The sequence below is a fragment of the Nocardia sp. IFM 10818 genome, assembly GCF_054655275.1.
Map to the genome: position 1 here is coordinate 5,148,147 of NZ_BAAHJH010000001.1, position 23,361 is coordinate 5,171,507.

Consider the following 23,361-nt stretch of genomic DNA (forward strand, 5'->3'; position numbering starts at 1 on the left):
TCCTCGCTCATCTCGCCGCCGCCAGCACGCGCGCGGCGGCGTCGACCGCGCCCGCGACATCACCGTCCGGCGGATACAGCAGGGTGCGGCCGACGACGAGGCCGCGCACCACCTCGTGCCCCAGCGCCGAACCCCAGGAGGCGAGGTCGGCCGCCGGATCGCCGGAGGGCGCGCCGCCGAGCACGAGCACCGGCAGCGTCGTGGCGTCGAGCGCCGAAGTGTCCTGCGGGGCCGGGATTTTCAGCCAGGTGTAGGCGGAGGTGACGCCGAGTCCCGAGGCCACGGTCATGGCCCGTTGCAGGGCGGCGGCGTCCTTGTGCATGACCAGCGCGCCGGTCTCGTCACGCCCGTAGGGCAGCGGTTCGACCATGGCCATCAGGTTGTGCTCGGCCAGTTCGGAGACGGCGCGGGCGCAGGCCTCCAGGGTGGGAATGGTGCCCGGATCCGAATCCACCAGGCGCAGCAGCATTTTGCCGCCGTCGAGCCGGTATTTGACCAGGGATTCCGCATCGTAACCGGTGAAGCGGTCGTCGATCTCCCAGTCCGCCCCGGCCAGCCCGCCCCGGTTCATCGACCCGATGACGATCTTGTCGTGCACGGCGTCGAGCAGCAGCAGTTCCTCCACGATGTCCGGGGACCCGAGCACGCCGTCCACCGCCGGATTGGCCAGCGCGATGAGCAGCCGCTCCAGCAGCGTGCGCCGATCGGCCATGGCGGTGCGGTCCGCGCCCACGCCCAGCGCTCCGCGCGCCGGATGGTCGGCGGCGACCAGGAACAGGGTGCCGTTGTCCGACAGCAGGTTCGGGCGCCGGCGGCGGTCGGCGTACGCACGCTGGATGGCCTCCGGATCGGTGGCGCGGGTGCGCAGCAGCTCGTTCCAGCGGTCGTCGGTCAGGTGCACAGCAGCTCCTCGATTTCGGCGGCGGTGGGCATGGCGTCGGCACAGGCCAGGCGGGAGGCGACCAGGGCGCCGGCGGCATTGGCGAAGGCGGCGATGCGGTGCGGGTCCCAGCCGGCGAGCAGGCCGTGGGCCAGCGCGCCGCCGAAGCCGTCGCCCGCACCGAGCCCGCAGACCACCTCGACCGGGCACGGCGGCACCGTCCAGCGTTCGGCCTCGGTGGCGATGAGCACGCCCTCCGCGCCGCGTTTGACGACCGCCAGCCGCACCCCGCGCGCCAGCAGCCGGTCGGCGGCCTCGTCCGGGTCGGCGGTGCCCACCGCGACCTGGACCTCGGTGCGATTGCCCACCACCACGGTCACGTGGTCGAGCATCCAGCCGATCTCGGCGCGGGCGGTCTCCGCATCCGGCCAGAACATGGGCCGATAGTCGAGGTCGAGCACGGTGTGCCCGCGCCGGGCGCGCCGGCGCAGCACCTCCCGCTGGGTGGTGCGGCCGGGCTCGGCGCTCACGCCGGTCCCGGTCACCCACAGCAGCGGCACGGAATCGACGACATCCCAGGGGATCTCGTCCTCGGTGAGGGTGAGATCCGGTGCGATGGGCGCGCGATAGAACAGCAGCGGCGGATCCGCGGGCGGTTTCAATTCGCAGAACACCACCGGTGTCAGCAGTTCCGGCGCGGTGCCGACATAGTCCGCCGAAACCCCGAACTCCCGCAGGGCCGTTCGCACGAAGTCGCCGAAGCCGTCGGGGCCGACCTTGGTGAGCACCGCCGAGCGGCGGCCCAGCCGGGCCGCCGCCACCGCCACATTGGTGGCCGTGCCACCGAGGAACTTGGCGAAGGTCTCGACCTCGGCCAGCGCTACCCCGCTCTGCTGCGGGTACAGGTCGACCCCGACCCGCCCCACGGTGAGCACGTCCAGCGTCGTCACGGCTGCACCACCCGCTCCAATTCGTGTTGCAACGCTTCGAGTTCGGCCCCGCCGGCCATCTGCCGGGTGAGCTCGGGCAGGTCGATCTCGGACTTCTCGTAGCTGCCGAGCTGGGCGCCGCGTTTGAGCAGCAGGAACCGATCGCCCACCGGATAGGCGTGGTGCGGATTGTGGGTGATGAGCACGACGCCCAGCCCGCGATCCCGGGCCTGCACCACATAGCGCAGCACCACGCCCGCTTGCTTGACACCCAGTGCGGCCGTGGGCTCGTCGAGGATCAGCACCTTCGCCCCGTAGTGCACGGCCCGGGCGATGGCCACGCACTGCCGCTGCCCGCCGGAGAGGGTGCCGACCGGCTGTTCCAGGTCGCGGATCTCGATTCCCATATCCGCCAGGGCTTTTCCGGTGATCTCCTTGGCCTCGCGCCGGTCCAGGAGCTCGATCGGCCCGAACTTGCGGACCGGTTCGGATCCGAGCACGAAATTGCGCCACACGCTCATGAGCGGCACCACGGCCAGATCCTGGTACACGGTGGCGATGCCCTGATCCAAAGCCTCGCGCGGCGAGGAGAACCGCATGGCCGTACCATTGATCTTCAGCTCGCCGCTGTCGTGCTGGTGCACCCCGGCCAGGATCTTGATGAGCGTCGACTTGCCCGCGCCATTGTCACCGAGCACGCAGGTGACCTCGCCGGCCTTCACCACCGTGGACACATCGCGCAGCGCCATGACGCCGCCGTAGGTCTTTCCGATGTCGACGGTTTCGATCAGAGGATCGGCAGTCATCGGCGTACTCTTTCCGCTCGCTTCTTGAATTCGTTGTTGACCAGTACGGCCGACAGCAGCAGCACGCCGAGGAACAGCATGAACCAGTCGCTGTCCCAGCCCGCGAAGACAATGCCCTGCCGGGCCATGCCGAAGATGAGCGCGCCCAGCGCCGCGCCGACCACCGAGCCGAAGCCGCCGGTGAGCAGGCAGCCGCCGATCACCGCGGCGATGATGTACTGGAACTCCAGTCCCACACCCTGATTGGCCTGCACGCTGGAGAAGCGCAGCAGATTGCAGGCGCCCACCACCCAGCCCGCGAAGGCCGTGCCCATGAACAGCAGGATCTTGGTCCGCACGGCCGGGACGCCCACCGCCCGCGCGCTCGGCAGCGAACCGCCGACCGCGAAGGTCCAGTTGCCGAATCGGGTGCGCACCAGAATGAGCGCGGCCAGCGCGGTCAGCACGATCCACCACACCACCGACGCCTGAATGCGGGCGTCGCCGATATTGGTGGTGGAGGCGAACACCCAGCCCGCGGACTCGTAGCCGTCCGCGCTGCGCATGCCCGACACCTGCACGGTGCCCGTAACCAGCCGGGTCACACCGAGATTCAGGCCCTGCAGCGCGAGGAAGGTGCCGAGGGTGACGATGAAGCTCGGCAGCCCGGTCCGCATGACCACCCAGCCGTTGAGCGCGCCGACGGTCAGCGCGAACAGCAGCGAGACACCCAGCGCGAACCACACGTTCCAGCCCGAATGCACCGCCAGCAGGGCCGTGATCAGGGCCGTGGACGCGGTCATGACGCCGGCGGACAGGTCGAATTCGCCGCCGATCATGAGCATGGCGACCGCCACGGCCATGATGCCGAGCGTGGAGGCGTCGTCGAGCCAGTTGGACACGCCCAGCGCGCTGAGGAAGCTGTCGGTGATGAGGGAGAAGAAGACGAACACCGCCAGCGCGCCCAGCAGCGCGCCGAGTTCGGGCCGCACGATCAGCCGGTTCAGCAGCGTCCCTTCCGGCGGCGCGACCGTGGTCTCGGAAGGCTTTGCGAGAAGACTCATTTCAATTCACTCCCGACCGTGATCACCGGGTACCCTGGTCGACCAGGGCGGCGATGGCATCGACATTGCTCTTGTCCACGAAGGCGGGACCCGTCTGCACCGGCCGGCCGCCGCCGACCGTATTGAGGTTCGACTTGTACAGCTTCAGCAGCACTATTGGCAGATAGCCCTGCTCGTACTGCTGCTGATCGACCGCGAACAGCAGGTTCCCGCCCCGGATCGCGGTCACCACATCGCTATTGAGATCGAAGGTGGCGACCGCGGCGTTCGACCGCGACTCCCGCACCGCGTCCACGGCCCGCGCGGCGATCTGCGAATTCAGCGTCAGCACCGCGTCGACGGCGCGATCGGTCTCCAGCGCGCCCTTGATGCGGGCCTGCGCATCGGTCGGGTTGTTGATGTCGACCTGCAACCGCACCACATTCCCGAAACCCTGGGTCGCGCCGTCACAGCGCTCCTCCTGGCCGATATTGCCCGCCTCGTGAATCACGCAGAGCAGCTTGGCCTTTCCCTCGTCCTTCAACCGCTTGCCCGCGGCCTCACCGGCGAGCTTCTCGCTCTGCCCGACATGGCCGATAGCGCCGAAGGCGACGCTCTGTCCCTCACCGGAGTTGATGGTCACCACGGGAATGCCCGCGGCCACCGCCTTTTCGACCGAGGTGCGCAGCGCGTCCGGATTCGCCATGGACACGACCAGGCCGTCGACGCCCTGCGCCACCGCATTGTCGATGAGTTTGGCCTGCTGGCCGGGATCGCCGGAGGAGTTGTACTCCACGCGTACGCCCAGATCCTCCCCGGCTGCCTCCGCACCGTTCTTGACCACATTCCAGAAGGCGTCACCGGCCGAACCGTGTGTCACCACGGCCACCGATTTCAATTCGCCGACATCGACGGGCGCCTTCTGATTCCCGGCCGTATCGGCCCCGGGTCCGCTGCAGGCGGCGAGCAGGGCCGCCGCGGCCAGCCACGGCGTCAGCCGCCGCCACCGCTGCCGGCGCGAGTGTGTGGGTTCGGACATCTTCGTCATCACCTCTTCACTAAATCCGCGCGGAGGCGAGTTCGGAACCGATTCGGGCCAGGTGTCGCAAACTGCGTGTCGTATTGCCGGTCGGCCCGGCCGCGGTCTCCCCCGCGCGCAGCGCCGTGTCCTGCTCGAGCACGTACCAGCCGCGGTATCCGGCCGCGTGCACCGTGCGCACCAGGGCCTCGATGTCCACGTCGCCGTCGCCCAGCGGCACGTACAGCCCGCGCCGCACCGCCTCGCTGTATTCCATTCGGCCGGAACGCACTTCGTCGGCCAGGGCCAGGCGCACATCCTTGAGGTGGATGTGCCCGATGCGGTCGGCGTACTTGCGGGCCAACTCGACCGGATCGGTGCCGCCGATGGCCAGATGCCCGGTGTCCAGGCACAGGTCCAGATCCGAGCCCAGCAGGAAGCGGGCGACCTCGGCTTTGGTCTCGACATGGGTGCCCACGTGCGGGTGCACGGTGGTGCGCAGGCCGTGCTCGGCGGCGATATCGCGCACGGTGGCGGCGGTGTCGAGCAGGGTCCGCCACTCGTGATCGGTGAGCGGTTCGCGCTGGTCGTATCCGTCCGCGCCGGTGGCGGCCGCCACTACGAGCACCTCGGCCCCGGCGGCGGCGAACAGCCGCGCGGTCTCCCGGGCGGTGCGCAGGGCCCGGCCCGGATCGCGATGCAGGGCCAGCGCGAGGAATCCGCCGATGGCGGTGAGGCCGTGCGCGCCGAGCGCGGCCCGTAGTTCGAGCGGATCGCTCGGTAGGTATCCGGGCGGCCCGAATTCGGTCGCGGCAATGCCGAGCCCCGCCATCTCGGCGAGCACGACCTCGGGTTCGAGGACATGCCCCCAGCCGGGAACTTCGCAGACTCCCCAGGAGATCGGCGCGGCGGCAATACGCAGTGGATGCAGCGGTTCGGTCATCGGCACTTCCCAGACCTGTCATAAGCCATCGAATGATGTGCTCTCGCAATTGGAGCGCTCCAACAATGTAACCTGGATCACTGGCGTGTCAAGAGCCCGGCGCACATCGAAAAACAGTGTGTCACCTCGAAAAACATCGAAACGACCAGTAAAGCCCACGAAAATCTATGTCTGGAAAATCTGATTAGAGCGCTCTATTGCCCGCATCTCGCCGAGGCGGTACGGTCCGATCAGACCGACTCGAATCACCCGGAGGAACCATGCCCCGACCGACCATGGAGGATGTGGCCGCCCGCGCGGGCGTCTCGCGTGCTCTCGTCTCGTTGGTCATGCGCAACTCCCCCAAGGTCAGCGATCACCGCCGCCGCGCGGTGCTCCAGGCGGCCGAAGACCTCGGCTACCAACCGCATTTCATGGCCCGCTCGCTGGCCAGCCGCACCTCCAACATTGTCGGCGTCATGGTGTCCGACCTGCGCAACGCCTTCTTCGCCGATGTGGTGGAGGGCATGGACGCCGCCGCGCAGGAGGCGGGGCTGGAACTCATCCTGAATACCGGCTGCCGCAGCGCGAATCGGGAACGGACGGCCCTGGCGAGCCTGCTGGCCTTCCGTCCCGGCGGCATCATCCTGCTGTCGCCGGTGCTGCCCGCGGCCTCCATCCGGGACGCGGCCGCGCGCTGCCCGGTCGTGCTGGTCTCGCGCAGCTCGTCCATCGCGCAGGTGGACACCGTCAACGACGATGGCGAGCTGGGTGCGGCGCTGGCTGTGGATCACCTTGTCGCCCTGGGCCATCGGCGCATCGTGCACCTCGACGGCGGCGCCGCCTTCGCCGCCGGGCAGCGCCGCAAGGGCTATACCGCCGCCATGGTCCGGCACGGCCTGGAACCCATGGTCATCGCCAGCGAGCACACCGACGAGGCCGGGGCGGCGGCGGTGCGCAAGCTGCTGAACATCTTCACTCCCGGCACCTTCCCCACCGCCCTGGTCTGCGGCAACGACTTCAGCGCCGTCGGCGCCATGTCGGCGCTGGGCGAGGCCGGATTGCGTGTCCCCGAGGATGTCTCGGTCGTCGGTTACGACAACACCTCCTTCGCCGCCCTGCGCAATGTCGCGCTGACCACCATCGACCAGCCCCGCACGCGGATCGGGCGGCTGGCGGTGGAGGCGCTCACCGAGCGGCTACGCGAGGAGCGCACCGAACCGGTGCGCAAACGCCTGGAACCCTCGCTGATCGTCCGCGCGACGACCGCGCCACCGCGCGGTTGAACACCCGAATCAACACCGCCACAAGCACTCTCACCACTCAGGAGCCATCATGTCCGTCATTCGTGTTGGCCTCGCCGGAACCGGCCGCATCGGCGCCTCCCACGCCGAGACGCTCAAAGCGCTCTCCGCCGTGGACACGGTGATCGTCGCCGACGCCGACGCCCAGCGCGCCCGCGCCACCGCCGACAAACTCGATATCGAGTTCGCGCCCGATATCGACGCGCTCTTCGCCGCCGACCTCACCGGCCTGGTCATCGCCACCGCCACCGATTCGCATCCCGAGCTGATCACCGCCGCCGTCGCGCGCGGCATCCCGGTGTTCTGCGAAAAGCCCATTGCCGCCGATATTTCCGGCACGCTCGCGGTGGTCGAGCAGGTGGCGGATTCGGCGGTGCCGGTGCAGATCGGTTTCCAGCGCCGCTTCGACGCCGGCTACCGCGCCGCCCGCGCGGCGGTGGCCTCCGGCGAGCTGGGCTGGATCCACACCCTGCGCGCCACCACCCTCGATCCGGCGCCGCCGCCGGCCGAATACATTCCGCGCTCCGGCGGGCTGTTCCGTGATTGCGGCGTCCACGATTTCGACATCATCCGCTGGGTGACCGGTCGCGAGGTGACCGAGGTCTACGCCACCGGCGCCAATCGCGGGGAGCAGTTCTTCGCCGACGCCGGGGACGTGGACACCGCCGCGGTCGTGCTGCGCCTGGATGACGGTGCGCTGGCGACGGTTTCGCTGGGCCGCTACAACGGCGCGGGCTACGACGTGCGCCTGGAGGTCCTGGGGTCCAAGGGCAATGCCATTGTGGGACTCGATGATCGGGCCCCGCTGCATTCGGTCGAGGAGCAGTGGACGCCCTCGTCGCTGCCCGCCTACCCGGGCTTCATGGAGCGCTTCCACGGCGCTTACGTCGAGGAGCTCGCCACCTTCGTGGGCGTGGCCACCGGGCAGATGCAGAACCCGTGCCCTCCCGCGGAAGCCTTGGCGGCGTTCTACATCGCCGAGGCGTGCGAGTTGTCCCGCCGGGAGGGCCGCCCGGTGCGGCTGGCCGAGGTCCGCCGCTAGCTGACCAGCAGGCTCACGGCCAGACCGGTCATGACGAGCGCGATCACCGAATCCAGCACCCGCCAGGCGCGCGGCTCGGCGAAGATCGGAGCCAGCAGGCGCGCGCCGAACCCGAGACCGAAGAACCAGATGATGCTGCCGGCAATGGCTCCCGCGGTCAGGAACCAGCGATCCGGGGTCGCGTAGGTGCTGGCGAAGGAGCCCAGCAGCACCATGGTGTCGAGGTAGGCGTGCGGGTTGAGCCAGGTCACCGCGAGGCAGGTGGCGATGGCCGCGCTCAGGGCGATGGGCGCGCCGCCGCCCGCGGTCAGCGCCGAGGCCGAGAAGGCGCGCTTGGCGGCGAGGAAGGCGTAGCCGAGCAGGAAGGCCGCGCCCGCGTACTTGGCGACGGTGAGCAGCACCGGCGCGTTGTTGACCACGAATCCGAAGCCCGCCACCCCGGCGGTCATGAGGATCACGTCGGAGGCGGCGCAGACCGCGACCACCGGCAGGACATGCTCGCGTCGGATCCCCTGACGCAGGACGAACGCGTTTTGCGCGCCGATCGCCACAATGAGGGAGAGTCCGAAGCCGAGTCCTGAAATGGCCGCCAGGGCCGCCGATGACGTGTTCACCCATCCGAAACTAGGGCAGTCGACCAGGACCAGGCCAGCTAATGTTTTTGATGCACCATTACGATTTCTTAATATGGACCTCCAGCTCGACCAGCTGCGCGCCCTCGACGCCGTCATCAGCGAGGGCACCTTCGATGCCGCCGCGCGCCGGCTCAGCGTCACCCCGTCGGCGATCAGCCAGCGCATCAAGGCCCTCGAGGACGCCGCCGGACGCATTCTGGTGCAGCGCACCAAACCGGTGCAGCCCACCGATTCGGGCCTGACCGTGCTGCGGCTGGCCCGGCAGATCCAGCTGCTCACCGGCGATACCGCCCGGGAGCTGGGTGAAGCCAATCAACCCGCCGATCGCCCGGTCAATATCCCGATCGCGGTCAATGCGGATTCCTTACAGACCTGGGTGCTGCCCGCCCTGGCCCGCGCGGCCGCGGGGGTGAGCTTCGAGATCCATCGCGAGGACGAGGAGCACACCACCCGCTTCCTGCGCGACGGCACCGTCATGGCCGCCATCACCTCCACCGCCGCACCCGTGCAGGGCTGCACCGTGCGCCGCCTGGGCGCTATGCGCTATCGCCCGCTGGCCCATCCCGACTTCGCCCGCACCTGGTTCCCGGACGGCGCGACCGCCAAGGCGTTCGCCGCGGCCCCGGTCATTCTGTTCGACCGCAAGGACGATCTGCAGTTCCGCCTGGTGCGGCACTACACCCGCAAACCCATCGACCCGCCCCGGCACTACATTCCGTCCTCGGCCGGATTCGGCGAGGCCATCCGCCTGGGCCTGGGCTGGGGCATGATGCCGGACATGCAGGTCCGGCCCGGCGATGATCTGGTTCCGGTCGATCCTGCCGTCTTCATCGACGTGCCGCTGTACTGGCAGCAGTGGCGACTGGACTCCCCCGCGCTCACCGCGGTCGCCGACACCATTGCCGAAGCCGCCGCCACCGCACTCCTGTGAGATCGCGACACGGTGCTGCTGTGAGGTTGCGACTCATGGTGATTCGCTCGCGACCCGCACGACCCGATGCCATAGTCGAAGCAATCGCATTGCCCTAGGAAGGAAAATCGTTGTCCCAGATTGTGCGCGGCGTGATCGCACGCTCGAAGAATGCCCCGGTGGAAGTGACCGAGATCGTGATCCCGGATCCCGGACCGGGTGAGGCCGTGGTGGCGGTGCAGGCGTGCGGGGTGTGCCACACCGATCTGCACTACCGCGAGGGCGGTATCAATGACGAATTCCCGTTCCTGCTCGGGCACGAGGCCGCCGGCCTCGTGGAGGCCGTGGGCGAGGGCGTGACCGATGTGGCGGTCGGCGATTTCGTCATCCTGAACTGGCGTGCGGTCTGCGGCACCTGTCGCGCGTGCAAGAAGGGCAAGCCCTGGTACTGCTTCTCGACTTTCAATGCGGCACAGCCGATGACGCTCACCGACGGCACGCCGCTGACGCCGGCGCTGGGCATCGGGGCCTTCGCGGAGAAGACCCTCGTACACGCCGGGCAGTGCACCAAGGTGGATCCCAGCGCCTCGCCCGCCGCGGTGGGCCTGCTGGGCTGCGGGATCATGGCCGGGCTGGGCGCGGCCATCAATACCGGCGGGGTGAGCCGGGGTGACAGCGTGGCCGTGATCGGTTGCGGCGGTGTGGGCAACGCCGCCATCGCGGGCGCCCGGCTGGCGGGCGCCACCACCGTGATCGCGGTCGATATCGATGAGCGGAAGCTGGAGTGGGCCACCGGCTTCGGGGCCACCCACACCGTCAACGCGGCCAAGGACGATGCGGTCGAACGGGTTCAGGAGCTCACCGACGGTTTCGGCGCGGATGTGGTGATCGACGCGGTCGGGCGGCCGGAGACCTGGAAGCAGGCGTTCTACGCGCGCGATCTGGCCGGCACGGTCGTGCTGGTGGGTGTGCCCACGCCGGATATGACGATCGAGATGCCGCTCATCGACTTCTTCTCCCGCGGCGGGTCGCTGAAGTCCTCCTGGTACGGCGACTGCCTGCCCTCGCGCGACTTCCCCTATCTGGTGGAGCTCTACAAACAGGGCCGCCTCGATCTGGATGCCTTTGTCACCGAGACGATTTCGCTCGACGAGGTCGAGGCGTCGTTCACCAAGATGCATCACGGCGAGGTGCTGCGCTCGGTGGTGGTGCTGTAGTGGCGCACATCGATCACACCACCACCTCGGGCACGTTCAGCCTGGACGGGGAGACCTTCGACGTCGACAACAATGTCTGGGTGGTCGGCGACGACCTGGAATGCGTGGTCATCGACGCACCGCACGATCTGCGGGCGATCCTGGATGTCATCGGCACCCGGAAGGTGAAGGCCATCCTGGCCACGCACGCGCACGACGACCACATTCGAATCGCACCCGAATTGGCCCGCGCCACAGGCGCTCCGGTGCTGCTGCATCCGGACGATATGGTCCTGTGGCGACTGACGCATCCGACGGTGAACCCGGACGGTGAGCTGACCGACAAGCAGACCATCGAGGTCGGCGGGACCGTGTTGCAGGTGCTGCACACCCCGGGGCACGCACCGGGCGCGTGCTGCTTCTACTCCGCGGATCTGGGTGCGGTGTTCACCGGGGACACGCTGTTCCACGGCGGCCCCGGGGCGACCGGGCGCTCGCATTCGGACTTCGGGACCATTGTGGACTCGATCGCCGAGCGGCTGTTGTCGCTGCCGCCGGAAACCTTGGTGCACACCGGCCATGGCGATTCCACCACCATCGGCGCGGAGGCGCCGCAGCTCGACGAGTGGCGTAAACGCGGGCACTGAGCGGCAATCCGGCGTCCGGTCGTCCGGCGCGGCTGGTCCGGCACCACGGACCAGCCGCTATCGGCAGGTGTACAGGGTGGCCTCGGCCAATTCCTCGATGACATCGCCGAGTTCGCCCCGAGTGCGGAAGGCCCGCAGCTGGCGGCGCGCGCCATTGCCGCGGATCAGCAGCGCGGTGACGGCCTCGGTGACGAAGTCGAGATCGCCGAGTTCCTCCAGGGCGGGCCGGATCCGGTCGATGAGCCGCGACAGCAGATCCTCGACCGGCAGCGTGCGGCCGTCCAGCGGATCGATGGCCGCCCCGTCGATGCCTTCGTGCGCGGCCTTCCAATAGGCCGCGCGCAGTACGGGTTCGGAGATGGCGGCCGGTTCCGGAACCCGGCACGCGGTCATGACGGCGGCCCGCACCACGGTGGCCATGAGCGCCGATTCCTCCACCGTCGCGGGCACATCGCTGACGCGCACCTCGACGGTCGGGAAGGTGACCGAGGGCCGCACATCCCAGTACACCATCTTGCGATCGAGAATGACGCCCAGGGACAGCATGGATTCCACGGCGGCGTCGAATTCGCGCACGGAGCCGAAATGCGGCGGCGGGCCGGCGCTGGGCCAGCGGCGCCACAGAATATTGCGCCAGCTGGCGTATCCGGTCTCGCCGCCGCGATAGATGGGGGAATTGGCGGTCAGCGCCAGCAGCAGCGGCAGCCACGGGCGCAGGAAGTTGCTCACCCGCAGCGCGACGTCCTTGTCCGGCACGGCCACGTGCACATGGCAGCCGCACAGGCCCTGGTCATTGGCGAGCCGGCCGAAGTTCTCCGCAATGCGGCGATAGCGCGGGGTGCCGGTAATGGTCAGCTCGTCCGGCGCGCTCAGCGGTACCGCGCTGGCGAGCAGCAGGGCATCGTTCTTCTCCGCGCAGATCGCCGCGCCGCGCCGCAGTTCGCGCAGTTCACGCAGCAGATCCGGAGTATTGGTGTGCACCCGGGTGGTGGTCTCCACCTGGCACCGCGTGATTTCCAACTGCAGATCCAGGCCGAAGTCCGCCGCGGTGCGGGCGACATCGACATTCCTGCTCACCGGTACGCCCGTCCGCGGATCCACGAGGAGAAACTCCTCCTCGACACCTACCGTCGGCGGGGCTTCCACCTTACCTGTGTACCTCATACACGCGTCTGAAACACCTGTCGGAGCGGTCTCTCCGGGTTGTCGGTGGGCGGGGTGACAATGCCTGCATGGCATACGACGAGGAACTGGCCGAGCGGATCCGGGATTCGCTGGGGCCGGAGCGGGCCGAGACGGTCGAGAAGAAGATGTTCGGCGGCCTCGGTTTCATGATCGACGGCAATATGGCGGTGGCGGCCAGCGGCAAGGGCGGACTGCTCGTGCGGGTGGGTCCCGAGGCGCACGATGAGCTCGTCCGGCTTGAGGGCGCGAGCGCCATGGTCATGGGCGGGCGCGAGTCGCGCGGCTGGCTGCGCATCGACGACGCGGTCCTGGACGAGGACCGGGTGCTCGACGAATGGGTCGCGCGCGGCGTGGCCGCGGCCCGCAGCGCACCCAAAAAGGGCGCGCCCAAGAAGAAGGCCGCCCGCCGCGGCTGATCACCCACGTTCATTCCCCCTGAGAAGACCACTCGGTTTCCGGGGCATGAGAGACTCGATACGGCGGGTTATCGGGTAGGGGTGGTACGAATGGCGGCTCGGCGGATCGGTTCTCGGGGCAGGACCGCCGATATAGGCGGGAATCCGCCCTCCGGCAAGGTGGTTCGCGCCGCCAGACTGGCCGGGCTGCCGATCGCCTACGCGGGCCGCCGGGCCGCGGGTATGGGCAGACGCGCCCTGGGCCGCCCGGCCGCGGATGTGGATCTGGAGATCCAGCTGCGCACCGCCCAGCACATCTTCGAGGTGCTCGGCGAATTGAAGGGCTGCGCCGCCAAGCTCGGGCAGATCATGGCCGTCTACGAACTCGCGCTGCCGCCGGAGCTGGCCGAACCGTACCGGGCGGCGCTGAGCCGCCTGCACGATGCCGCCCCGCCCATGCTGCCCGCCACCGTGCACGCGGCGCTGGCGGCCTCCCTCGGCGACGATTGGCGCGAGCTGTTCCGCGAATTCGACGACCGCCGTGCCGCGGCGGCCACCATCGGCCAGGTGCATCGCGCGGTCTGGCGCGACGGGCGCGCCGTGGCGGTGAAGGTCATGTATCCGGGTGCGCGCGCGGCGCTGCTCGCCGATCTCGACCAATTGCGCCGGATGTCCACGCTGGCCACGGTTTTCGCGCCGCACGCCGATGTGCGCGCGCTCGCCGAGCAGCTCGCCGAATCCGTGCGCGCGGAACTCGATTTCGCCGCGGAGGCCGAATTCCAGCGCACCTTCGCCGCCGCCTACGCGAATGATCCGGACTTCCGCGTTCCCGAGGTGGTAACCCAGCGGGGCGATGTCCTGGTCACCGAATGGCTGGACGGAATCCCGCTGCAGCGCATCATCGAATCGGGCACGCCGGAGGAACGCAGCCGCACCGGCATGCTGGCCCTGCGCTTCGTGCTGTCCGCGGGTCCGCGCGCGGGTCTCATCTACTGCGACCCGCATCCCGGCAATTTCCGGGTGCTGCCCGACGGCCGCCTGGGCGTGGTCGACTTCGGCGCCTGCGCGCCGTGGCCGCCGCCGGATTTCGAGGCCATGGTCAGCGATCTGGGCGATGCCGTCTTCAATGGCGGTCCGGCGGAACTGGATACCGCCATCCGCCGGCACGGTTTCGCCGACGATCAGGTCAGCTTCGACGCGGCCGTGCTGTCCGATCAGCTGGCCCCCTACGTCGACCTGGTGCGCCTGGAGTCGGCCCGGGTGGATCGGGAGTGGCTGCGCCGCCGCGTCCTGCACACCGTGAATCCGCGATTGTCGAATGTGTGGCGCCAGCTCACCATGCCGGTGTCCTGCACGCCCTTCGCCCGCGCCCTGGTCACACTGCTGGGCCTGCTCTCCCAGCTCGACACCGCGGGTCCCATGCGCGAGGAAATCCTGCGCTGGTCACCGGAACTCAGCGCCGCCTTCACCCGCTACCGAACCCGCGGCCCCGAACCCGCGGCCGCGGACCCGCACGCCCCGGCCGATCTCGCCGCCGCGCGCGAGCGCCGTGCGGCCCGCACGGCCGCGGCGGCACGCCCGCGGCGATTCGGCGTGTCCCGAGGGTGACACGAACGTCGGGTCGGTCACACCGTATGCGGAAAGCGCTATCGGGCCGCAAGGTTCGCGATGCACGGCTCCCCGGCGAGCGCCGCGGCGGCTCCGCGGCGCGGCGTCGATGTCCTTCGATCGGCGAGATGTCCAGCGGCTTCGGTGCGCGGCCGGGTATCGATGGCGGCGGTGCCCGCATCGTCGGATGATCGATAGTTTCCACCACTAGCGCCGTTACCGTTTCGTGACACATTCTGGCCATCTTCGGCCAGGTGCGGTGAAATTGCTCGATTCTCGGCTAGGTTCGTTCCGGGGCACGCAGCACGGCGCGTCCACACGCGTCGCCTGTGTTTGCTCAACCGAGTTGTGCCGAACAAGGAGTGTGGCTTTGACCCCTCGAAGGATGGCGGACGCGGCGGCTACGGCCGCGACGCGGGCGGTGTCGGCCGTGATCACCCCGCGCCCCTGGACAGTTCCCGTACTGGCGACCAGCGCGGTGCTCAGCACCACGGCGATCCTGGTCGCCAGCGCGCCGCATGCGGCGGCCGCACCGGCCTTGATCGGGGTCCACCTATCCTGAGCGATCGGTCAGCAGGCGGCTTCCCGCGTATCCCCCAGTCCGGGAACCCATTTCCCGGCCAGGTCGAGGAATGGCCCCTGCGCGTCGAGCTGTGCGCAGATGCCGACCACGCCGCCGAAAACGCGTGCGAGCATGGCGTATTCGGGATGATCCGCCGGCGCCATCATGGCCCGCGCATTGGTGAGCGAGATGTTCTCCGGATCCAGTGATCGCGCGACCTCCGCCTGCAGCATGGCACGGCTGAAATGAAAGTCGCTGCCGTCGATCTGGGCGACGACGGGCGCGATCCGCCGCCGGATGGGACCCATATCGATGGGCGACCCCGATTTCACGAAGCCCTCCTCCCGCAGCACGGCTTCCAGCGCCGGATAATCCTCGGCGAGCGCGCAGCGCGCCAATCGCCCGACCGCGCGCGGTATTCCGCGCGGCGTCTCCGCGCAGGCCCCGAAGTCGATGACGCCCAGCCGATTGTCCGAGCGCAACTGGAAGTTCCCGGGATGCGGATCGCTGTGCAGGCAGCCCACCCGCGACGGCGAGCAGAGCGCGAATTCCGCGAGCAGCATTCCGGCGCGATCGCGTTCGGCCCGGCTGCCGCCGGCGATGATGCGGGACAGCGGAATACCGTCCATCCATTCCGAGACCAGTACCTTGGGCGCGGCCGCCACCACCCGCGGCACGAAGAACCGCGGATCTCCCGCGAAGGCGCGGGCGAAGCGCCGCTGGAACGCCGCCTCGATGCGATAGTCGAGTTCGTCCTCGGTGCGGGCCAGGAATTCCTCGATGAGCTGGCGCGCATTGGTTCCCGCGAGCAGCGTGTTGAAGGCGCCCGAAACCATGTGCAGCATCTTCAGATCCGCGCGCAGCGACTCCTCGGCCTCGGGATACTGCACCTTGACCGCCACCGCGCGCCCGTCGTGCCAGACCGCCTTGTGCACCTGCCCGATACTGGCGGCGGCAATGGGCTCGTCCGCGAAGTGCGCGAACCGTTTCCGCCAGCCGGTGCCGAGTTGCAGGTCCAGCATGCGATGGGTGTCGGCGACCGGCATGGGCGGCGCTTCCTGCTGCAAGCGAGTCAGCGCCTCGCGGAAGTGATCGGCGAAGCGCGGCGGCACCCCCGCCTCGGCCACGCTCAGCGCCTGCCCGAGCTTCATGGCGCCGCCCTTGAGCTCGCCCAGCACGGCGAAGATCTGGTCGGCCGCATTGTCGAGCATCTCGTCGGTGATGGCGCCGCGTTCCGCGCCGGATATCAGGCTGCGCCCGGTGGCGGCGACGCGCTGGGCCATGAGGGTGGCCGGAATGCTCGCCACTTTGGCCATCCGGGTGATGCCTTTTCTCCTGAGTCCGGCCACGCTGCCGATCCTTTCCCGCGACGCCGCAATTCCAGCCACCCCTGTCCCAGACAGTGTAGGCGAGTTTCCGGATGCGGTCGATCACGCCCAGGTCACCGGGGTTTCGAGCCGAGGGCGAGGGTGGCCTGGACGGCACAGTGGTCCGGGCCGGGCAGTCGCAGCACGGATGCGGTGGCGATGTCCGCGCCGCGCACCAGGATGTGATCGAGGCGCGCGACGGGAAAGACCGCGGGCCAGGTGAATCCGGGGCCGGAGCCCGCATCGGACAGGGCGTGGCGGTAGCCCGGCGCGAAGCCGTCCCAGTGCCGATCGGTGCTCGCGGTATTGAAATCCCCCGCGACCACGACGTGTTCGGCCCGCTCGGCGGTGAGCCGACCGGACAGGGTGGCGAGGCCGCGATTGCGGGCGTCGGTGTCGCCGGGGCGGACCGATGGCAGATGCACGACGTAGACCACGAGATCACCGGCGGGCGTGGCGATATGGGTGCGCAGGCCGCGCTTCCAGCCGACGCCGACATCCGCGGCGGTGGTGTCCGAGGTCGGATAGCGGCTCCAGAGGGCGACGGTGCCGATCTCCTCGCGGTAGGGGTAGGCGGTGTCGAGGATGCGTGTGACCGCCGCGCGGTCGGCACCGCCGAGCTCCTCGACGGCGATGATGTCCGCATCGGTGGCGACGAGAGCCCGACCGGTCGCCGCCGGGGATTCGTTGGCCGCGAAGAGGTTCTGCGAGACGATGCGCACGCCATCCGCCGCCGCGGGGCCGCTCGCGCCGTGGACGGGGGCCCACCAGGCGCCGAAGCTGTACGCCCACACCAGGAGCGGGATCAGGGTGGTGGCCGCCCCGGCCGGGCTGCGGCACAGGAAGGCGATCAGCGCGAGGAGCGGCACGAGGACGACCAGCCACGGGGCGGCGGTGTCCAGTGCGACGCCGAGGCCGCCGATATCGGGGACAGCGGTGTGCCCGAGCAGCAAGAGGGTGAGAAGCGCTGAGGCACCGGAGAATACGAGCAGTCTCCCCCGCCCGGTCCGCGTGGTCGCGCGGACCGGTACGGGCATCCGGTAGTCGTTCACTGGACCGGGCACAACCGTCGCGGTGTGGTGTCGCCCTTCAGGGTGGCGTCCACGCAGCCACCGGGCAGTCCGCTGTAATCGCGGGCGCCGAAGTTGGCGACCACGGTCAGGTCGCCGTCGCCGAAGGTGGTGGTCTGCACCTGATGGTCGTCGGTGAGGTAGCGGAAGTCCGTCATGGGCAACGTACCGGCCGTCTCGTGCAGTGGCGCGAAGAACTGTTGCAGGCGGGCGATTTCCGGGCCCTTCGCGTCGAGGGTGGCGCGGTCGAGAACGAAATTCAGCGGGGTGTTGTTCAGGATCGCGGTGAGCGCGCGCATCGTCTGCTGTTGCGGCAGTTTGTAGTACGACAGTTCCCAGCGGTCCACGTTCACGAGCGAGTCGTGCAGCACGGTTTCGTACAGCGGCACCCGGTAGACCGGATCGAACATGGCTTTCGCGAGATTCGCGGGCAGGTCCACGGGCTGGAAGAAGGTCCTCGGCGCGCGCTGCGGATACCACGCGCCCCAGGTCTCCTTGTCCCGCTGCAGCTTCCAGATGCCGCCGGAGATCGGGGTCTGCGCACCGTGGTTGTAATCGAGCACGGGTGCCGCCCACGCGCCCGCCGATTCCGAGCCGAGCACCTGTGGGCGGTCTGCGAACCAGCGCATGCGGTCCAGCCGGTTGGCGCGGTCCTGCCGCTGATTCATCGGATGGCCGGCGGAGTAGTCGTCGAAGAACTCGCCGGCGGCGTCCACATCCAGGAAGTAGGTGTTCGCGCCATTGGCGCTCATCTGCGCGTAGCGATCCCGGTACAGCTGCGGATCCTGTTTCAGCGCTTCGGAACTCAGGTAGCAGCCCCGGTCGCGGAAGCCCGCCTCCGGGGTCCCGTCGGCCCGCTGCACGCAGCCGTCCGGCCATACCCGTCCCGGCCAGCGTGAGGTCGGATTGTCGGCGGTCGCCGGATCCTGGGCGTTGTCCAGCGAATCATAGGGTCCGGCGAGGTATCCGGCGTCCGCGGCGGCGGTGACCGATTCCTTGGTCATGGGGTGGTCGTCGGCGTCGTAGCCGAGCCACATGCGGCTCAGCCCGAGCTCCTGCATCTTTCGCACCGCCTCGGGCGTGCGGCCGTCGCCGAACAGGTAGGCGTGGAAGGCCCCGAGGAGCTTGCCGGCCTCCGGGTTGCGCGCGATCTTGTCCCGCAGCGGGACGAACTCCCCGTGCCGCAGCAGCCAGGACCGGTAGTCGACGGCCGCCGCGATCGGTGAATCGCCGGTGAGTGCGAAAGTGACGGTGTAGTCGCGTGTGCCGGCCCGTTCGCCGAAGTCGTGGGAGCCGCGGGCCAGCAGCCTGCCGCCTTCGGAGTTCAGGGTGAGGCTGCTGCCGATATCGGTGGGCACGATATAGCTGACGCCGCGCCCGCCGAGCTGATAACCCCAGAACGGCATGGTGAGGCCCGAGGTCAGGCTCAGCGGCTCGCCGACCACACCGGTATCCGGACCGTTCCAGAACGCGTCGCGCACCGGCAGCGACAGGCCCTCCCCGCGCGGGATCTGCACCGCCGTGGCCGTGGCGTCGCCGCCGGTGACCGGCCAGACGAGCGTGCCGTCGCGATCGCTGTCGAGGCTGACCCGCACACGTCCGTCGACGGCGGTCGCGGATACGGTGAGGCCGCGATCGGGATAGGTCCAGGTCGCGGCGTCACCCGCCAGGCGGATGGGTCCGGCGGCCCCGAGCCCGCCGACGGCGGGCCCGGACAGTTCGTAGGTGTGCCCGCCGGCCGTGGCGGTGACCGCCAGCGAGGTGGCGTCCACCCGCGCCGTCCCGTCACCCAACGGAATAACCACCTGGTTGCCATCAATCTGCGGTGTGGCCTGCGGCAGGTCGTGGCCGCAGGCCGACAGCCCGGTGGCCGTCAAGCCCGCAATGGCGATCAGCGCCGGGACCAGATGCCGTCTGCGAAGTCTCATGCCCGCCACGCTGCACGCCCGATATGAAAGTTCGATGAGAAGGGGCAGGTGGCCGCGTCCGTATTATCCGACTGGTGCGGGTATTGGTGGTTGACGACGAAGCGGCGGTGCGCGAGGCCCTGGTGCGCGCCCTCGACAGCGAGGGCTACGAGACCCGCTCCGCCGGGGACGGCGCGACCGCGCTCACCGAGGTTGCCGGATGGCGGCCCGAGGTGGTGGTGCTGGATGTGCTCATGCCGTTCATGGACGGCCTGACCGCCTGCCGCACGCTACGCGGGCGCGGCGACCGCACGCCGATTCTCATGCTCACCGCGCGCGACGCGGTCGCCGATCGCATCGAGGGCCTCGATGCCGGAGCCGACGACTATCTGGTCAAACCATTCGATCTGGACGAGTTGCTGGCGCGGGTGCGCGCCCTGGTGCGCCGCACCTACCCCGAGGACGGGGCGATGCTCTCGGCCGGGGACCTGGTCATGGATACCGCCGCGCACACGGTGCGCCGCGGCGGACGTGAGATCGAGCTCAGCCGAACCGAATTCGCATTGCTGGAGGTCCTGCTGCGCAATGCCGGGCAGGCGCTGCCCCGGGAGACGCTCATCGATCGGGTGTGGGGCCACCAGTCGTCGAACTCGCTGGAGGTCTACATCCGCTATCTGCGCCGTAAGATCGAGGCCGACGGCGGGAAACCGCTCATCCACACCGTGCGCGGGGTGGGCTACCGGCTGGGGCTCGCGTGACCCGGCTGGGCCTGCGCGGCCGGATCATCGGATTCTTCGTGCTCGCCATGGCATTGGCGCTGGCGGGAATGGCCGCCGCCGCGTACTTCGTGGTCGGGCACGAGTTGAACAGCGACCTCGATCTGGGTCTGCGGCGCGAGGCCACCCGCATCGCGCGACAGTATCCGGCCGAACCGGATGTCGCCGCCATCTCCGGGCCGTGCCAGTACCTGGCCGCGCCCACCTGCGTCCAGGTGGTGGCCGCCGACGGCGCCATCCGGTCGGAGAATCTGCCCGGCCAGAATCTGCCGATCGACGCCGAAACCCGGGCGGTGGCAACGGGATCCGCGGACGCCTACTTCAGCGACTTCACCCTCGCCGGCTATCCGATGCGGATGTACACCGCGCCGCTGGCGCCCGGCAGCGCCGTGCAGGTGGCGCAGCGGTCCGACACCGTCGACACCGGTCTGCGCCGCACGGGATTGGCGCTGCTGGCCGCGGCCACCGCCGGAACACTGCTGGCCGCCGTGGCGGGCACCCTGCTGGCCCGGCGCGCGCTGGCGCCGGTGACCGCGCTGACGCGGGCGGCCGAGCGGGTGGCCCGCACCCGGGATCCCAACCAGCACATCGCCGTCAGCGGCTCGGACGAGCTGGCCCGCCTGGCGGTCAGCATCAACACCATGCTCGACGAACTCGACGCGGCGCTGACCGCCGAGCGCGATTCCCGTGCGGCACAACAACGCCTGATCGCCGACGCCTCGCACGAATTGCGCACCCCGCTGACCGCATTGCGCACCAATATCGATCTGCTGCGCCGCGCCGCGCACTTGTCTCCCGCCCAGCTCGACGACACCGTCGCCGCGCTGCGCACGCAGTCGGAGGAACTGTCCGGGCTCGTCACCGATCTCATCGATCTGGCCCGCGCCGACGATCCGGCCGCGCCCCGGGAGACCCTGGAGGATCTGCGCCTGGACACCCTGCTCGCCGACCGGGTCGAGACGGCCCGGAGGCATTGGCCCGCAATCACCTTCGACACGCGACTGGATCCCGTCACCATCGCGGGCGCACCCGCCCGGCTGGCTCGCGCCCTCACCAATCTGCTGGACAATGCGGCCAAGTTCAGCCCGCCCGGCGCCGCGGTGCGGGTCGAACTGACGGGGCGGCGGTTGACCATCCGCGATGCGGGACCGGGCATCTCGCCCGCGGATCTGCCCCATGTCTTCGATCGCTTCTACCGCTCCCCCACCGCGCGGGCGACCGCCGGACACGGCCTCGGCCTCGCCATCGTCGCCCAGGTCGCCGAATTGCACGGCGCGAGTATCACTGTCGAGTCCGAGCCCGGCCGCGGAGCCGAGTTCACGCTGACCTTCCCCGAGTAGGATCGCTCGGCCGGCGGCCCTCGGCGCGGCAATATCCGGATGCGGGTGCGCGCCGATACCGTGACCTGGTGATTCTGCTCGCGATCGGATTGGTGCTGCTGACCGTCTTCGTGGTGCGTTTCCGCCGGGACCGGCGGCGATTGAGCAATGGGGTGTACCTGCTGGCGGGGGCGATGTTCACCGGCATGGGCATTATCGGGACCGATGAGGACAGTTTCCTCGCGACCCTGGCCGCCGTGGTCGTGTTGCTGTCGCCGCTGCTGGTGCTCGCGCTGGCCGGCTTGCTGATGATCAACGGAGTGCAGGTGGTGCGGCGCGAGGGGCTCGGTCTCGCGCATCTGCTGCCCTTGCTGCTGGGAATGACGCTGCTGGTTCCGTACGCGCTCTTCGTGGTGGCGCTGTGGACCGAGAATTTCTGGTTCGCCGTCATTCTGGCGTCGGTGATGCTGGTGCTGAGCTATCTGGGATTTCTGTGCGTGGCATTTCTCATGTACGCGTGGGTGTACACCCGGTTGTCGTATCAGTCCGGTATGGCCGCGATCGTGGTGCACGGCTCCGGTCTGATCGGCGCCCGCGTGCCGCCGCTGCTGGCCAATCGGCTCGATCGGGCCCTGGAGGTCTACCGCGCCGAGGTGGGCGCCGGGCGGCATCCGGTGGTGGTCGCCAGCGGCGGCAAAGGCTCCGACGAGACCGTGTCCGAAGCCGATGCCATGGCGGGGTACCTGCTCGGCAAGGGGCTGCCCGCCGAGGCGATCCTGCGGGAGGACCGTTCCACCACCACGCGCGAGAACCTGCTCTGTACCAGGGATCTGCTGGCCGAACGCGGCATCGGTTCGCGAATGGTGCTGGTGACCAGCAATTTCCATGCCATGCGCACCGCCTTCCTGGCGCGCGACCTCGGTTTGGACGCCGAGGTGGTCGGCGCACCGACCGCCTTCTACTACCTCCCCGGCGCGCTGCTGCGCGAGTTCATCGCGGTGCTCTACGAGAACCGCCGCGTCAATGTCACGGTGTGCGTGGCCCTCGCGGCCCTGCCGCCCCTGCTCGTGGCCCTGGCCCAGCTGCTGCCCGCCGACGCGTGATCGCGGTCGCGCGCACCGGACCGGTCCCGCGATGTGAAACACGGGTGGGCGGTTCGGGCGGTTATCGTGGGGTGGTCACCTGGGGGTCGGCGCGCGGGCCGGAGGTCCGTGCTCAGTGAGGGAGAATATGGCCGTGAGCGACATCAGCAGGGAAAAGTTCAGAGGTTGGGGCGGGGTAGCGGTGGTTGTGGCGCCGGCGGGCGTCATGACGCCCGTTGGCGGCTAGTCCGATGTCGGATCAGGAAGTGCCGGGGGGCGGCGGGTACCGGGTCGATGCGGTGGAGCGGTTGCGCCGGAAGTTGGAGGGCCTGAAGGCCGCCGAGAACGGTGGCGCCGGGGCGGCGGACGGTGCGCCGGAGGTGACGCGGTTGCCGCGGCGGCCGCGGCGGATGACCGATGACGACGGCGAACGAGCGCGGAAGACCTGGCGGTCGGACGAGCCGTCCGTCTACGATCCCGCGCCGACCAGGCCCGTGCAGCGATCGGAATTGCAGCGCGAGACGGGGTGGTGGCCGGCGGAGCCCGCCCGGGCGCAGCACCCGGCCCCGGAGGGTGCGCCCGGGGCGGGCGAACAGGACGCGAGCGTGGTCGATTTCGGGGCCGCGCGGCGGAAACGAGCCGGCGACAATGGTCCGGCGGGCGGTATTCGGCGGGTGGCCAGGCCGCGCCGGATCAGTGCCGGCGATGACAAGGATCGCGACAGCGCAGGCGAGGGTAAGCCCGATTCCGCACGGCCGGATGGGCCGAACTGACCGCGG

At 69.5% G+C, this 23,361-nt stretch carries 23 protein-coding genes; 12 read left to right on the top strand and 11 right to left on the bottom strand.

Going from position 1 to position 23,361, the window contains the following annotated elements:
- Positions 1-7: 7 nt before the first annotated feature.
- The 6 genes from ACYQ5L_RS23900 to ACYQ5L_RS23925 are packed head-to-tail and all read right to left on the bottom strand — an operon-like array spanning position 8 to position 5,598.
- A complete protein-coding gene (locus ACYQ5L_RS23900; RefSeq protein ID WP_459960340.1) occupies positions 8-901 on the bottom strand; it encodes a Cgl0159 family (beta/alpha)8-fold protein in 894 nt (297 codons plus the stop codon).
- On the bottom strand, positions 892-1,830 hold the full coding sequence (iolC, locus tag ACYQ5L_RS23905; protein ID WP_459960341.1) for a 5-dehydro-2-deoxygluconokinase: 939 nt from the start codon (positions 1,828-1,830) through the stop codon (positions 892-894). Before iolC ends, ACYQ5L_RS23900 begins: the two co-directional genes overlap by 10 nt.
- On the bottom strand, positions 1,827-2,615 hold the full coding sequence (locus ACYQ5L_RS23910) for an ATP-binding cassette domain-containing protein (protein WP_459960343.1): 789 nt from the start codon (positions 2,613-2,615) through the stop codon (positions 1,827-1,829). The genes iolC and ACYQ5L_RS23910 overlap by 4 nt, the downstream gene beginning before the upstream one ends.
- Positions 2,612-3,658, bottom strand: a complete 1,047-nt coding sequence (locus ACYQ5L_RS23915; protein ID WP_459960345.1) for an ABC transporter permease — start codon at positions 3,656-3,658, stop codon at positions 2,612-2,614. Before ACYQ5L_RS23915 ends, ACYQ5L_RS23910 begins: the two co-directional genes overlap by 4 nt.
- Before the next feature lie 22 nt (positions 3,659-3,680).
- Complete coding sequence (locus tag ACYQ5L_RS23920) at positions 3,681-4,676, bottom strand: sugar ABC transporter substrate-binding protein (protein WP_459960347.1); 996 nt, start codon at positions 4,674-4,676, stop codon at positions 3,681-3,683.
- A 19-nt stretch (positions 4,677-4,695) separates the two neighbouring features.
- Positions 4,696-5,598 carry a TIM barrel protein gene (locus ACYQ5L_RS23925; RefSeq protein ID WP_459960349.1) on the bottom strand — a complete coding sequence of 301 codons (903 nt, stop codon included), beginning with the start codon at positions 5,596-5,598 and terminating at the stop codon, positions 4,696-4,698.
- Between the two features lie 260 nt (positions 5,599-5,858).
- Here ACYQ5L_RS23925 and ACYQ5L_RS23930 point away from each other — a divergent pair, with 260 nt between their 5' ends.
- Entirely contained in the window at positions 5,859-6,863 is a 1,005-nt protein-coding gene (locus ACYQ5L_RS23930) for a LacI family DNA-binding transcriptional regulator (RefSeq protein ID WP_459960351.1), read from the top strand.
- Positions 6,864-6,912: 49 nt separating this feature from the next.
- Positions 6,913-7,923, top strand: a complete 1,011-nt coding sequence (locus ACYQ5L_RS23935) for a Gfo/Idh/MocA family protein (protein WP_459960353.1) — start codon at positions 6,913-6,915, stop codon at positions 7,921-7,923.
- Here the strand turns inward: ACYQ5L_RS23935 and ACYQ5L_RS23940 are convergent.
- Complete coding sequence (locus tag ACYQ5L_RS23940) at positions 7,920-8,537, bottom strand: LysE/ArgO family amino acid transporter (protein ID WP_459960355.1); 618 nt, start codon at positions 8,535-8,537, stop codon at positions 7,920-7,922. The two genes, ACYQ5L_RS23935 and ACYQ5L_RS23940, sit on opposite strands and share 4 nt — an antisense overlap.
- Positions 8,538-8,610: 73 nt before the next feature.
- Here ACYQ5L_RS23940 and ACYQ5L_RS23945 point away from each other — a divergent pair, with 73 nt between their 5' ends.
- From ACYQ5L_RS23945 to ACYQ5L_RS23955, 3 genes are all read left to right on the top strand, one after another.
- A complete protein-coding gene (locus ACYQ5L_RS23945) occupies positions 8,611-9,489 on the top strand; it encodes a LysR family transcriptional regulator ArgP (protein ID WP_459960357.1) in 879 nt (292 codons plus the stop codon).
- A gap of 110 nt (positions 9,490-9,599) precedes the next feature.
- Positions 9,600-10,685 carry an S-(hydroxymethyl)mycothiol dehydrogenase gene (locus ACYQ5L_RS23950; RefSeq protein ID WP_459960359.1) on the top strand — a complete coding sequence of 362 codons (1,086 nt, stop codon included), beginning with the start codon at positions 9,600-9,602 and terminating at the stop codon, positions 10,683-10,685.
- Positions 10,685-11,311 carry an MBL fold metallo-hydrolase gene (locus tag ACYQ5L_RS23955; protein WP_459960361.1) on the top strand — a complete coding sequence of 209 codons (627 nt, stop codon included), beginning with the start codon at positions 10,685-10,687 and terminating at the stop codon, positions 11,309-11,311. The genes ACYQ5L_RS23950 and ACYQ5L_RS23955 overlap by 1 nt, the downstream gene beginning before the upstream one ends.
- Positions 11,312-11,368: 57 nt before the next feature.
- On the opposite strand, the gene ACYQ5L_RS23960 is transcribed toward ACYQ5L_RS23955, so the two are convergent.
- A complete protein-coding gene (locus tag ACYQ5L_RS23960) occupies positions 11,369-12,457 on the bottom strand; it encodes a glutamate--cysteine ligase (RefSeq protein ID WP_459963521.1) in 1,089 nt (362 codons plus the stop codon).
- Between the two features lie 86 nt (positions 12,458-12,543).
- Here ACYQ5L_RS23960 and ACYQ5L_RS23965 point away from each other — a divergent pair, with 86 nt between their 5' ends.
- The 3 genes from ACYQ5L_RS23965 to ACYQ5L_RS23975 all read left to right on the top strand — a co-directional run bounded on the left by ACYQ5L_RS23965 (position 12,544) and on the right by ACYQ5L_RS23975 (position 15,061).
- Positions 12,544-12,912, top strand: a complete 369-nt coding sequence (locus ACYQ5L_RS23965) for a TfoX/Sxy family protein (protein ID WP_459960363.1) — start codon at positions 12,544-12,546, stop codon at positions 12,910-12,912.
- 90 nt (positions 12,913-13,002) lie between these two features.
- Entirely contained in the window at positions 13,003-14,499 is a 1,497-nt protein-coding gene (locus ACYQ5L_RS23970) for an ABC1 kinase family protein (protein WP_459960365.1), read from the top strand.
- A 370-nt stretch (positions 14,500-14,869) separates the two neighbouring features.
- The gene (locus ACYQ5L_RS23975) at positions 14,870-15,061 is read left to right on the top strand and encodes a hypothetical protein (protein WP_379194693.1); all 192 of its coding nucleotides are present in this window, start codon (positions 14,870-14,872) and stop codon (positions 15,059-15,061) included.
- A gap of 8 nt (positions 15,062-15,069) precedes the next feature.
- Here the strand turns inward: ACYQ5L_RS23975 and ACYQ5L_RS23980 are convergent, their stop codons facing one another.
- The 3 genes from ACYQ5L_RS23980 to ACYQ5L_RS23990 all read right to left on the bottom strand — a co-directional run bounded on the left by ACYQ5L_RS23980 (position 15,070) and on the right by ACYQ5L_RS23990 (position 19,426).
- Positions 15,070-16,410: an ABC1 kinase family protein gene (locus ACYQ5L_RS23980; RefSeq protein WP_459960367.1), complete on the bottom strand. Its 1,341-nt coding sequence runs from the start codon at positions 16,408-16,410 to the stop codon at positions 15,070-15,072.
- Between the two features lie 92 nt (positions 16,411-16,502).
- Positions 16,503-17,465, bottom strand: a complete 963-nt coding sequence (locus ACYQ5L_RS23985; protein WP_459960369.1) for an endonuclease/exonuclease/phosphatase family protein — start codon at positions 17,463-17,465, stop codon at positions 16,503-16,505.
- 11 nt (positions 17,466-17,476) lie between these two features.
- Positions 17,477-19,426: a glycoside hydrolase gene (locus ACYQ5L_RS23990; RefSeq protein WP_459960371.1), complete on the bottom strand. Its 1,950-nt coding sequence runs from the start codon at positions 19,424-19,426 to the stop codon at positions 17,477-17,479.
- A 74-nt stretch (positions 19,427-19,500) separates the two neighbouring features.
- On the opposite strand from ACYQ5L_RS23990, the gene ACYQ5L_RS23995 reads away from it, so the two are divergent.
- From ACYQ5L_RS23995 to ACYQ5L_RS24010, 4 genes are all read left to right on the top strand, one after another.
- Positions 19,501-20,163: a response regulator transcription factor gene (locus tag ACYQ5L_RS23995; RefSeq protein ID WP_459960373.1), complete on the top strand. Its 663-nt coding sequence runs from the start codon at positions 19,501-19,503 to the stop codon at positions 20,161-20,163.
- Positions 20,160-21,521 carry a HAMP domain-containing sensor histidine kinase gene (locus ACYQ5L_RS24000; protein ID WP_459960375.1) on the top strand — a complete coding sequence of 454 codons (1,362 nt, stop codon included), beginning with the start codon at positions 20,160-20,162 and terminating at the stop codon, positions 21,519-21,521. Before ACYQ5L_RS23995 ends, ACYQ5L_RS24000 begins: the two co-directional genes overlap by 4 nt.
- A 68-nt stretch (positions 21,522-21,589) precedes the next feature.
- Complete coding sequence (locus ACYQ5L_RS24005) at positions 21,590-22,603, top strand: YdcF family protein (protein WP_459960377.1); 1,014 nt, start codon at positions 21,590-21,592, stop codon at positions 22,601-22,603.
- Positions 22,604-22,833: 230 nt separating this feature from the next.
- A complete protein-coding gene (locus ACYQ5L_RS24010; RefSeq protein WP_459960378.1) occupies positions 22,834-23,355 on the top strand; it encodes a hypothetical protein in 522 nt (173 codons plus the stop codon).
- Positions 23,356-23,361 lie beyond the last annotated feature (6 nt).